At 66.1% G+C, this 11,217-nt stretch carries 13 protein-coding genes and 1 pseudogene; 6 read left to right on the top strand and 8 right to left on the bottom strand.

The genetic code is table 11. From position 1 onward, the window contains the following. Positions 1 to 4 precede the first annotated feature (4 nt). Positions 5 to 592 (top strand): DUF7474 family protein, encoded by a 588-nt coding sequence (locus V5A53_RS09090; protein ID WP_442928603.1) that lies wholly within the window; start codon positions 5 to 7, stop codon positions 590 to 592. A gap of 84 nt (positions 593 to 676) precedes the next feature. Continuing rightward, on the top strand, positions 677 to 1,126 hold the full coding sequence (locus V5A53_RS09085) for a universal stress protein (protein ID WP_332313285.1): 450 nt from the start codon (positions 677 to 679) through the stop codon (positions 1,124 to 1,126). A gap of 23 nt (positions 1,127 to 1,149) precedes the next feature. On the opposite strand, the gene V5A53_RS09080 is transcribed toward V5A53_RS09085, so the two are convergent. Together V5A53_RS09080 and V5A53_RS09075 are read right to left on the bottom strand one after the other, a co-directional pair. After that, positions 1,150 to 1,491 carry an SHOCT domain-containing protein gene (locus V5A53_RS09080; RefSeq protein WP_332313284.1) on the bottom strand — a complete coding sequence of 114 codons (342 nt, stop codon included), beginning with the start codon at positions 1,489 to 1,491 and terminating at the stop codon, positions 1,150 to 1,152. A 144-nt stretch (positions 1,492 to 1,635) separates the two neighbouring features. Continuing rightward, complete coding sequence (locus tag V5A53_RS09075) at positions 1,636 to 2,025, bottom strand: hypothetical protein (RefSeq protein ID WP_332313283.1); 390 nt, start codon at positions 2,023 to 2,025, stop codon at positions 1,636 to 1,638. Positions 2,026 to 2,226: 201 nt separating this feature from the next. On the opposite strand from V5A53_RS09075, the gene V5A53_RS09070 reads away from it, so the two are divergent. Continuing rightward, the gene (locus tag V5A53_RS09070; protein ID WP_332313282.1) at positions 2,227 to 3,411 is read left to right on the top strand and encodes an aspartate kinase; all 1,185 of its coding nucleotides are present in this window, start codon (positions 2,227 to 2,229) and stop codon (positions 3,409 to 3,411) included. Positions 3,412 to 3,496: 85 nt separating this feature from the next. Here the strand turns inward: V5A53_RS09070 and V5A53_RS09065 are convergent, their stop codons facing one another. Together V5A53_RS09065 and V5A53_RS09060 are read right to left on the bottom strand one after the other, a co-directional pair. Then, on the bottom strand, positions 3,497 to 3,727 hold the full coding sequence (locus V5A53_RS09065) for a DUF7533 family protein (RefSeq protein ID WP_332313281.1): 231 nt from the start codon (positions 3,725 to 3,727) through the stop codon (positions 3,497 to 3,499). Then, complete coding sequence (locus V5A53_RS09060; RefSeq protein WP_332313280.1) at positions 3,724 to 3,993, bottom strand: DUF7533 family protein; 270 nt, start codon at positions 3,991 to 3,993, stop codon at positions 3,724 to 3,726. Before V5A53_RS09060 ends, V5A53_RS09065 begins: the two co-directional genes overlap by 4 nt. Before the next feature lie 88 nt (positions 3,994 to 4,081). Between V5A53_RS09060 and V5A53_RS09055 the strand changes: the two genes are divergently transcribed. Further along, on the top strand, positions 4,082 to 4,675 hold the full coding sequence (locus V5A53_RS09055; protein ID WP_332313279.1) for a riboflavin synthase: 594 nt from the start codon (positions 4,082 to 4,084) through the stop codon (positions 4,673 to 4,675). A 54-nt stretch (positions 4,676 to 4,729) separates the two neighbouring features. Then, entirely contained in the window at positions 4,730 to 5,245 is a 516-nt protein-coding gene (gene hjc, locus V5A53_RS09050) for a Holliday junction resolvase Hjc (RefSeq protein ID WP_332313278.1), read from the top strand. A 43-nt stretch (positions 5,246 to 5,288) separates the two neighbouring features. Here the strand turns inward: hjc and V5A53_RS09045 are convergent, their stop codons facing one another. After that, on the bottom strand, positions 5,289 to 5,996 hold the full coding sequence (locus V5A53_RS09045; RefSeq protein WP_332313277.1) for a DICT sensory domain-containing protein: 708 nt from the start codon (positions 5,994 to 5,996) through the stop codon (positions 5,289 to 5,291). After that, on the bottom strand, positions 5,993 to 6,385 hold the full coding sequence (locus V5A53_RS09040; RefSeq protein WP_332313276.1) for a DUF7344 domain-containing protein: 393 nt from the start codon (positions 6,383 to 6,385) through the stop codon (positions 5,993 to 5,995). Before V5A53_RS09040 ends, V5A53_RS09045 begins: the two co-directional genes overlap by 4 nt. Before the next feature lie 211 nt (positions 6,386 to 6,596). Between V5A53_RS09040 and V5A53_RS09035 the strand changes: the two genes are divergently transcribed. Next, entirely contained in the window at positions 6,597 to 8,969 is a 2,373-nt protein-coding gene (locus tag V5A53_RS09035) for a DUF2298 domain-containing protein (protein WP_332313275.1), read from the top strand. A gap of 36 nt (positions 8,970 to 9,005) precedes the next feature. Here the strand turns inward: V5A53_RS09035 and V5A53_RS09030 are convergent, their stop codons facing one another. Both V5A53_RS09030 and V5A53_RS09025 read right to left on the bottom strand, forming a co-directional pair. Further along, entirely contained in the window at positions 9,006 to 9,710 is a 705-nt protein-coding gene (locus V5A53_RS09030; protein ID WP_332313274.1) for an SWIM zinc finger family protein, read from the bottom strand. A gap of 292 nt (positions 9,711 to 10,002) precedes the next feature. After that, positions 10,003 to 11,217 (bottom strand): annotated as a pseudogene (locus V5A53_RS09025) (excinuclease ABC subunit UvrA); the annotation flags it as partial.

Here is an 11,217-nt window from a genome sequence, read left to right as displayed (position 1 = left end):
ATCCGTGCGTCTCAGGTATCGCTGTCCGGGGTGTCGGACGACGAGCAACCTCCACGACCCGGGGTGCGAGTTCGAGGGCACCGACCGAACCCACATCGAGAAGGCCTACACCGACATCTTGGGCCCGCTGTCCGCCCGGAGCTACGACGACGAGGACGCGCTCCGTGAGGACGTCCCGGGCCGCTGGAGCGGCCTGCACGCCCGCGTCCTCTCGCGGCTCGAAAGCGACCAGCGGGTCGTCGACGAGGACGGCGAACTCCAACTGCTGCCGCCCGAGGAGTACAAGGAACGCGTCTCGAAGCCGACCTTCGAGCCGCTGAAGACCCTCTACGAGAAGGGCAGTGTCCCCGGCGCACACGATAACTCCGTATTTGCCATAATCGCGTTCTACGAGATGGTCGGGCTCTCGTGGGAGGAAGCCCGCGAGAACACCGTCGATTGGCTCCACGAGTCGGGGACGTGGGACCGCGGCGGCTTCGAGGAGGGCTCGCCCGAGGAGTTGGTCGACTCGAAGAAGCACGTCTACGAGCAGGGCTACGGCTGGAAGGAGAAGGCCCAGGCCGCCAAAGCGGTCATCGACCGGCATCTGTAAGCGGGGCACCGACGGCTGAAGCCGAATCCGGTTCGGTGAGAATCGGCCCAGCATCTATTATCCGAGTGGTCGTAGTCTCGCGTGATGTACGACCGAATACTGTTACCGACGGACATGAGCGCCGGCGTCGACCGCGCGGTCGAACACGCCATCGACGCCGCGGAACGCTACGATGCCGAACTCCACGTCCTCTACGTCGTCGACGCGGAGGCGTACAGTTCCTACCCCGGCGACGAGTACGTCCACGAGTTCGAGGGGTTGGAGTCCGCGCTCGAACAGGCGGGCCGCGAGGCGGTCGAGGCCATCGCCGAGCAGGCCGAGGCGGCCGGTATCGACACCGAGACGGTCATCAACCACGGCGTCCCCCACGAGGAGATCCTGAAATACATCGACGAGGCTGATATCGGCCTCACAGTCGTCGGCTCGAAGAACCGCTCCGACGAATACCGGCGCCTGCTCGGGAGCGTCGCCGAACGGGTCGCACAGATGTCCGAGGGGCCGGTCACCGTCGTCAAGACGCCCGTCGAAGAATAGAAGGGCGGCCGTGGCGGTCGCGGTTAGTTCGCGTCCTCTTTCAGCCGCTGCATTCGGGTTTCGTACTCCTCGTCGGTCAACTCGCCGCGGGCGTAGGCCTGCCGGAGTTCCTCGATGGCCTGGTCGGTCTCTTCTCCGCCGGCGAGCGCCCGGTAGCCGGCGTAGACCAGCACCGCGATGACGACGAGCGGCAGGAGACTGGAGACCAGCCACCAGCCGCCGGTGCCCATCATCCCGCCGTCCCACGTGCCGGTGTGCATCCCGCCGAAGGTCGGCATCATGACCAGCATCATCAGGACCGGTAGCAGCAACAGCGCTGCGCCGATGATGAGGACGAGTCGTAGCAGTTGGTCGTCGTTACTCATGATTGATACTACGAGAGGGATATTGATGCCTGTTTCCCCTATGAATCTGCCGCAATTATCGGTCTGAGTTTGCTATACGAAAGCGAACCCCGGTTTTCAGTTCGGAGAACGAACCTCGTTGAGGTTCGTCCGCTCGATACGCCGTTACCGGTCCGGTTGCCACCGGTATCGGGTCGTGTGCGTGCCGTCGAACCGTGGCCCGGGGCCGTATTCGTCGAAATCAGCGTCTTCGAGGGCCGTCTTCGTCGTCTCGTCGTGGTTCGGGACCAGCAGTTCGACGTCCATGCCCTCGCGGTCGGCAAAGCGGGTCGGCTCCTCCAGCAGGCGCCGACAGAGCTCCGGTTCGCCCTCCAGTTGCGTCACGTGAACGGTCGTCTCCCGCGCGTCGTAGCTGACGAACCCCTCGACCTCCCCCTCACCGTCGGCGACACGAACCGTCCGGTCGTGGACGAGGTTCCGCATCACGTCGGTCGGTGCGCCGGTAAGGGTCGCCAGTCGCTCGGCGTCGGCCTCGACGGCGTCCCGTATCTCCATGTGGCTTGGTATCACTTTCTCACGGATTAATGTTCCCGTCAGCGTGGCCGCCGTCTCGCTCGTCCCGAAGCCGTGGCCGGGTAACTGCAATAATCGCCGGATAACGACGGCGTGGCAATGTTGCTACAGATGGACAGGGTTATCTCCCGGGACCGGTTACCCGCCGGGTATGAGCTACCACACCGTACAGCGGGTGATCGCATGCGCGTAGTCGCCAAGTTCGGCGGCACCAGCCTCGGAAACGGCGACCGGGTCAACCGTGCTGCCGACTCAATCGCCGACGCCGTCAACGACGGCCACGAGGTCGCGGTCGTCGCGAGCGCGATGGGTTCGACCACCGACTTCCTGCTCGATGCCATCACCTTCGAGGCCGACGAATCCGACGAGGCCGAGATCGTCTCGATGGGCGAACGCACCTCCGTCCGGATGCTGAAAGCCGCCCTCGGCGCCCGCGGCATCGACGCCAAGTTCCTCGAACCCGGCACCGACGAGTGGCCGGTCATCACCGACGAGCACGGCGAGGTCGACGTCGAGGAGAGCCAGCGGCGCGCCAAGCAACTCGCCGCCGACATGGCCGCCGAAGGCTACGTCCCCGTCATCACCGGCTTCCTCGCACAGGACCACGCCGGCAACGTCACCACCCTCGGTCGCGGCGGCTCCGACACCACCGCCGTCATGCTCGGCAACTACATGCACGCCGACGAGGTCGTCATCGTCACCGACGTCGAAGGCGTCATGACCGGTGACCCCCGCGTCGTCGAGGGCGCACGCAACGTCGGCGAGATCACCGTCGACGAACTCCGCAATCTCTCCTTCCGCGGTGCCGAAGTCGTCGCCCCCTCCGCGCTCTCGTATAAGACCGCCGAGATGGGCGTCCGCGTCGTCCACTACCAGCACGGTGACCTGCTGGCCGGCGGCACCTCCATCGAGGGCCAGTTCGAGAACCTCATCGACCTCCGGGAGACGCCGCTGGCCTGCCTCACCGTCGCCGGCCGCGCCATCCGTAACACGCCGGGCATCCTCTCGGACCTCTCGGATGCCATGTCCGATTCGGACCTCAACATCGACGCCGTCTCCAGCGGTATGGATTCGGTCACGTTCTACGTCGACGAGGAGGTCGCCGAACGCGCCGAGAACGTCCTCCATCAGGCCGTCATCGACACCGAGGAACTGTCCAGTGTCACCGTCGACGACGACGTCGCCGTCATCCGGATCACCGGCGGCGAACTCCCCACCCAATCCGGCATCCTCCAGGACATCGTCGTCGCGCTCAGCGAGGAACACATCACCATTCAGGACCTCATCACCAGCGCCACCTCCGTCTCCGTCTTCGTCGACTGGGACGACCGCGAAACGGCGCTCGAGCAGATCCAGAAGGTTACGTAATCCCACTTTACACGGGGCGGCTCCGCCCCTCGGCGTGTGCGGACGAGCGGGTTTCGGATGGCTCGTGTCGTTCGACGGTAGCCGGTCAGTCCCCACCGCGAATATTTTTGAGGCGCTTGACCCGCCCGACCGTCTTGTCCGTCAGGCGCGTGTAGATGTACTCGCTGACGACGACGAGGCCGATGGCCGCCGCGAGGAAGAAGGCAGCCTGTGGATAGAGACCATCGAGCAGATTGAACACGCCGACCATCGCTATCGGGCCGGCGACGACGAGCGTCCCGATCAGTTGTAGCGACCGGATGATGCCCAGCGTCACTTCTGGTAGCCCTCCGGTGTGTCATCGTCGTCGGACGGCACCTCGTCTTCCTCGAGTACGACGGCGTCGACGGCCGTCCCGAGGACGCGCTCCTTGATGTCGAAGACGCTGATGTAATGCTGGCCGACGACCAGCGCAGCGGCGATCGCGATGAAGCCGACACCCATCGCCGTTTCGCCACCGACGAGGAACTCGACGCCGAGCATGCCGATGGGCAACGCCAAGACGAGCGTCCCGGCGAGAGAGATGGTGTCGATGATACCCATTGGCTGTTCGTAGACCGTTGCTGCCCAAAAGCCCGCCGCTCCCGACGCGTGACGACAGCCTTTCGGCGCGGCCATCCGTAGCACGCGTATGTTCACCGGAATCGTCGAGGAGACCGGCGAGATCGTCGCCATCGATGACGGCCCCGAAGGCCGCCGACTCCGCGTGTCCGCGTCGTTCACCGACGACCTCGAACACGGCCAGAGCATCGCCGTCAGCGGTGCCTGCCTCACAGTTGAAGACTGGAACGAGGAGAGTTTCGAGCTGTTCTGCTCGGAGGAGACGCTGGAACGCACGTACCTCGACGTCGTCGAAGTCGGCGACCCCGTCAACCTCGAACGCGCACTCCCCGCCGACGGCCGCTTCGACGGCCACTTCGTGCAGGGCCACGTCGACGGCGTCGGCGAAGTGACCGAAATCGAGCAGTTGGGCGATGACTGGACCTTCGCCTTCTCGCTGCCCGCGGAACTGGAGCGGTACGTCGTCGAGAAGGGGTCCATCTCGGTCGACGGCATCTCGCTGACCGTCGCCGACCTCGGTGAGGCGGATTTCGCCGTCGCCATCATCCCCGCGACCTACGAGTTGACGACCCTCGCCGACAAGGAATTGGGCGACCCCGTCCACCTCGAGGTCGACGTCGTGGCGAAGTACGTCGAGAGCCTGACCGAGGGCTATGTCCAGTAGCCCGCCGGCGCGCCGTCGGCCCATTTAAGGCCGACCACCTCCGAGTGTCCGCCAATGTCGAACTCCAACGCGAAGGGGGACCGCCGCGAGCGCGAACTCGTCAACAAACTCGACGAGGCCGGCTTCGCGGTCATGCGCGCGCCCGCTTCCGGCAGCGCCACGGAGCGCGAACTCCCGGACGTGCTGGCCGGCGACGGCGACACCTTCTACGCCATCGAGGCCAAATCCTCCAGCGGCGACCCCATCTACCTGACCGGCGAGGAGATCGAGGCGCTGGTCTACTTCTCGCAGAACTTCGGCGCCAAACCCCGCGTCGCCGCCCGCTTCGACCGCGAGGACTGGTACTTCTTCCATCCCGGCGACCTCTATACGACCGACGGCGGCAACTACCGCGTCAAGAAGAAGACCGCCCTCGCGGAGGGCACCGACTTCCCCGAATTCGTCGGCGACTCCGAGAAGGTCACCCTCGAGGAGGTGGCTGTCGAATCCGACGACGGCCCCGACCGGGACGTACTGGAGGCGCTCTCGCGTGGCGACCTCTCGGTCGACGAGGCCGCCGAGATGCTGTAGGGATACGGCGAATCCCGCCTTCCGAGATGCGCGGGCGTCGACCCTACCCTTCGGCGAGTTCGGTCAGGATCTCCTTGACCGTCTCCGCGTCGTCGGTCCAGAACCCGCTGTATCCGTCCGAGCCCTCCTGTGCAACGAGTCCACAGGGCTGTGCCCGTCCGTCGCCACCGTCGAAGGCGAGGACCCAGTACCGTTTCAGCGCGCTCTCCGAGTACCCGTGGTAGGTGACGTTCGGTATCGCCGGCGGCGTCCAGTCCGCCAACCCGTGAATGTGAACGTCGACGTCCGTATCGGCCGCGAGTCGCCGGTACGGCTCGATCTGGGACTCGAACGTCGAGAGGGTCTGAAAGCTCACGTGGAAGGTTCCCGTCCCGGCGCGGTAGACGCGGTCCTCGATCTCGCGGCTGACCGCCAGTAGCTGGCGACGCTCCATCGTGGTGAACACCGTCTCGTCGAACAGGTCGAAGAGCACGCGATATCCCTCCGAGAGGCCCTCGCGTTCGCCGGGGCGGACGATGGGCGGTTCGGTCAGCCACGTCAGTTCGTCGACGCCAAGTGCTCCCACGAACTCGCCGTCCGCCTCGATGGCGACGAACGGGTCGGGCCCGTCCGCTGGAAGCGGTCGATACTCGACGTCGACGCCGTGGTTGGCGAACCACTCGCCGAGGTCCTGTTCCCCCTCCGGTCGGTAGATGACGAACCGGCGGTCCGACTCCCGACGGTCGGTTACGAGCGAATCGAGTATCTTCATACCGGGGACGACTGTTCGCGGTCGACGCTTTCGCGGATGAGTTCGGAAACGGCCGGCGCGAGCGCCTCGATGTCGACGGTGCCGCTCTCCCGGTCGTAGGTCACCAGTCCGACGTCGGCGAGGAGCGGCAGGTGGATGTGTCTGAGCGCCATGCGCAGTTGCTCGCGGTCCTCTTTGGTCCCCATCGCCCCCTGTTCGGCGGCGGTCCACCCGGTGAGGACGGTAGCGAGTTCATCGACAGTGGTCTCGCCGGCTTCCAGTAGAAAACACAGCAGGCGGCGGCGCTGTGTGGAGGCGAGCGCTCGATAGAGCCGGTCGTCGGACAGCCGTGGCGCGCTGTCACTCCCCGACTCCTGACGACTTTTCACCGGGTTGTCGTTTCCCACCATTGGTCTTTAAAATAAGCTATGAGATACGTTAAAAGTTTTTACCAATTATTTATCTATTTCACATGAAGACTTTCGCTCTCGGACGGTCGCCTTTCGAGGACGGAACGTAGATGATACGCCGGTCCTCGCCGTGGTTGCTGTCGCCCGGTTTGCCAACTCTCGTACGAGGTGTCACAAAGCACTTACCTGCGACTCGACGTTTCTGGTGGGTATGGAGTGGTTCCCCGTCCTCGTGTACCTCCTCGCGCCCGCGGCGCTGACGGTGCTCGGCGCACCCGTCGCGGCCCTCCTCTTTCGGGCCCTCCCCCGAAAGGGCGCCGCGTTCGCCCTCCCCACGGCGCTCGTCCCGTTTACGATCACCGTCTTCTGGGTCGGTCAACTCACCTTCGGCCTTCATACCCTCGTCGTCGGCCTCGGCGTCCTCTTCGTCGCGACGCTAGCCGCAACCCGCCGTGGCGCCGCCCCCGAATGGCGGTCGGTGGCCGCGATGTACGGCGTGTTCTGTGTCGGCTTCCTCGTGATGGTCGCCTTCCGGGCGGCCGACCCCGGCGTCACGGCGGCCGGCGGCGAGCAGTTCCTCCATTTCGGCATCGTCAACGCGCTCGAACGCGCGAACACGCTCCCGCCGGAGGACATGTGGTTCGCTGGCGAACGCCTCAAGTACTACTACGGCACGCAACTGCAGGTCGCCAGCCTCTCGATGCTCACCGACACGCCGCTCCGCTACGGCTTCAACCTCGGTATCGCCGCCTTCTACGGCCTGCTTTTCGTCGTCGCCTACGGCGTCGCCGGCGCCATCGTCCACCGACAGGGCCACCCCTACCGACTGGGTGGCGCCCTCGGTGCCTTCTTCGTCGCGCTTGCCGGCCCGACGACGACGGCTATCCGCCTCGGAACGCCGTACCTTCCGGACGCCCTCGCCGACCCCATCGAACCGACCGCGTTCGGTTTCGTCGCTATCCGCTTCAACGGCGGCGACCTCGCACGGACCGTCACGGACCTGTCGGACCCACTCGACTGGGGCTGGTGGTACACCCGCTATGTCGTCCCCGGGACGATTCAGGAGGTGCCGCTGTACTCCTTCGTCAAGGCCGACCTGCACGGCCACACCTTCGCCAACGGCTACGTCCTCTTCGCCGGCGCGCTCGCGCTTGCCTACTACGCCACCCCCGCTGGCGACCGCACCCGCCGTCGTGCTATCGTCTTCGGCGGCCTCGGCGCCGTCGCCGGCCTGTTCGGCTTCATGAACACGTGGTCGCTCCCGACGGCGGCCGGCCTCACCGTGCTGGCCGTCGCCGCCGCGGACTCTCATCCCGCGACCCTGCTTCCGGACCCGTGGGCGGAGCGACTGCAGTTCTCGCCTGCCTCGCCGGACGACCGACCCGCGTGGCTCGCCCGCGAACTCTGGCGACTGGTCCTCGCCACGTTCGCCGGCGCCGTCGTCCTCGCTATTGGCGTCGTCATCGCCTCCCCGTTCCTCGTGTTTGGGCAGGTGCCGACGAACGAGGGTATCGGCTTCTTCCCGCCGCGGAGCCCGCTCGGGCCCTTCCTCGTCATCTACGCCGGCTTGGTGGCCGCCTTCGCCCTCTACGCTGCGACCCGCGGCTGGCCGGCAGTCGAGGACGTCTCGAAGCCGCAGGTCGTTGCCGGCGGTCTCGGCCTTCTCGCCGCGATGGCCGTGACAATCGTCGCTCTCGATTTCGCCGTGCTGGCGGTACTCGGCCCCCTTATCCTCGCCGGGTGGCTGCTGGTGCGTTCCGGTCGGGGGGATTTCGCCCTCGTCTTGCTCGTCGCCGGCGCGGGTCTCCTGCTCTCCTTCGAACTCGTCCACGCCCGGCTCCCGCTGGTCGATAACCCCCGCTGGAACACGTCCCTGAAGGTGGCCGTCCAGGGGTGGACGCTCGGCGCGGCCGGCGCGGGAGCGGCGACGGCTATCCTCTTGGGACGCAGTTACGAGCGGTTGGGCGGGCCCGACGGCTTGCGACGAGCCGTGACTGGTGGTTCGGACGGCCGCTCAGCGAACGGCGTCGACACGGCACGGTTCCGGGCGCTGGCGCCCGTCGTCCTCGTCGGCGTGGTCCTCCTCGCCAGCGCGGTGTTCCCGACGATGGTGTTCGCGGCCGAGATCGGCTCGGAGATCGACGAGAACAGCTACAACCCCTCGATAGACGGCTATCAGGCCGCAGACCGGTTCCACCACGAGGAGTACGAGGCCCTGCGGTGGCTCCAGGACCGCCCGGGCCGCCCCACTCTCGTCGAGGCACCCGGCGATTCCTACGAGTGGACCAGTCCCGCTGCCACGTTCTCCGGGCTACCGAGCGTGGTCGGCTGGGACCACGAGGCCGAATACCGCAGTCCCGAAGCCTACGAGCGACGAGTCGACCACGTCGACGAGATCTATACTGGCGAGTGGTCCGAGGCCGCCGACCATCTCGACCGCTACGACGTCACCTACGTCTACGTCGGCCCGAGCGAACGCGAACGCTACGGGGAACGGATGCGTTCCTTCGATCGGGACGCGTTCACCGTCGCCTTCGAGGGCGGCGAGGTGACGATATACGAGGTCGACCACTCCGAGTTGTAGCGGGTCGACAGAACAGCCGATTTTCGGGGTTCCAGCCTATTCGATGAGCATCTCGTCGCGTACCGCCAGCCGGGAGTAGGGGAAGGCATAGCGCGGGCGCTCGTCGAGGTCGGCGTCGGCGTCCGCTCGCGGGTCGGTCGCCTCCCCGCTCGCGCCTTCCGCGGCGCTTCGCGCCGCGCTACCCGAAAAGGGATACACCACCTCGACGACGGGGTCGTCGCTCGGGTAGCCCTCGTTCTTGGGGTAGTCGGCGACCGTCGAGTCGGCGGCCTCGATGTAGCGTTCGTGGGCCAGTTCCTCGGTCAATCGGTAGACGACGACGGTGTCGCCGGTCTCCTTGTCGGTCGCGAGGTCGCCACGTTCGAGCCAGCAGTCCCCGCAGAGTTCCGGGCCCGTTTCGGGGACGAACGACTCGCGACCACAGCCGGCGCAGTCGGCGCGCTTCTTGCCGGGCGGGGGAACGCGGCCTTCGGTCACCTCGATGGCGACTCGGCGGAGGTGTTTGCAGCGCTCGCCGCGGATCTCGTGGTCCGGGCAGGTGCAGTCGCTCCGCGGGAGGTTCACCATGTACGTTGCGCCGGACTGGCTTTCGACCGCGTATCGACCGGCCCCGAGCGAGCGGACGGCCATCGCTTCGGTCCACGCGCGGGCCGAGCGGTCGTCGAGACGGCTGGTATCGGGCGCCAGCGGCCGCCGAGCGTCGGAGTCCGATGACGCGGGTGTGTGTGCAGGATGCGTCATATTCCAGTTGAAATGTAGGCGTTCGACGCTTATGAGTCGTTCGACGGTTCACGGTTTGAACGGTATAAAAACGGCGTATAAAGGGGGCATTTCAGGTCGGAATCAGCATCCGCCGAGCGGGGCCTTCAGAGAAGGCCTCCGAGGCGGTTCGCGGCGGCGAACGAAGTGAGCCGCCGTAGCGAGAGCCGACTAACGCGGCCCGCAGGGCCGCGGCTGGTGGCTCTCGCGCATATTTTCCCCGTGTTTTTGCCGGCCCCCGAGCGAAGCGAGGGGGCCGTGTAAAAAGTGGGCGTTAGTCGTCGTCAGCGCCTGCGGCTTTCTGCCTACCACTCCGCGGTCCTTCCAGTTCGACGGCGGGCAGCAGGTCACGGAGGTAGCGGCCGGTGTGGGAGGCGTCGGTCTGGGCGACGGTCTCGGGAGTCCCCTCGGCGACCAACTGGCCGCCCTTCTCGCCGCCTTCGGGGCCGAGGTCGATGATGTGGTCGGCGTTCTTCACGAGGTCGAGTTCGTGTTCGACGACGACGACGGTGTTGCCGTCGTCGGTCAGGCGGTGGAGGACGTCGATGAGTTTGCGTTCGTCCTCGCTGTGGAGGCCGGTGGTGGGTTCGTCGAGCAGATAGAGCGTCTCGCCGGAGTCCTTCTTGCCGAGTTCCTCCGCGAGTTTGATGCGCTGGGCCTCCCCGCCCGAGAGCGTCGTGGATGGCTGGCCGAGGCGCATGTACCCGAGGCCGACGTCCTTCAGCAACTGGAGGCGGCGGCGGATGCCGGAGTGGCCCTCGAAGAAGTCGTAGGCCTCGTCGACCTCCATGTCGAGGACGTCCGAGATGGTCGCGTCCTTGTACGTGACTTCGAGGGTCTCGTCGTTGTAGCGGGCGCCCTCACATTCCTCGCAGGGGACGTAGACGTCGCTGAGGAAGTTCATGTCTATCTTGACGGTCCCCTGGCCGCCACAGGACTCACAGCGGCCGCCCTTGACGTTGAACGAGAACCGTCCCTTCTTGTAACCGCGCTGTTTCGAGAGTTTGGTCTCGGCGAAGAGTTCGCGGATGTGGTCGAAGACGTTGGTGTAGGTCGCGGGATTGGAGCGGGGCGTCCGGCCGATGGGCGACTGGTCGATGAGCCGGACCGTCTCGATGTTCTCGATGCCCTCGATGGCGTCGTGCTCGCCGGGGAAGACGTCGGTGTCGTTCATCCGCTTGACGAGGCCTTTATAAAGAATCTCGTGCAGCAAGGTCGACTTGCCGGACCCCGACACGCCGGTAATCGCGGTGAAACTGCCCAGCGGGAAGTCGACGTCGAGGTCCTTGAGGTTGTGCTGGCGGGCGCCGCGAACCGTGAGATAGCCGTCGGCGTCGCGGCGCGTCTCGGGCACTGGGATCTGCCGTTCACCGGAGAGGTAATCGCCCGTCACCGATTCCTCGGTGGCCATCACGTCCTCGACGTCGCCGTTGGCGACGACCTCGCCGCCGCGCTTGCCGGGGCCGGGGCCCATGTCGATGACGTTGTC

The sequence above is a fragment of the Natronomonas sp. genome (assembly GCF_036625485.1).
Taxonomy (GTDB): domain Archaea; phylum Halobacteriota; class Halobacteria; order Halobacteriales; family Haloarculaceae; genus Natronomonas.
Note: the sequence above shows the minus strand (reverse complement) of the source record. Positions and strands in the feature narration are given on the sequence as shown.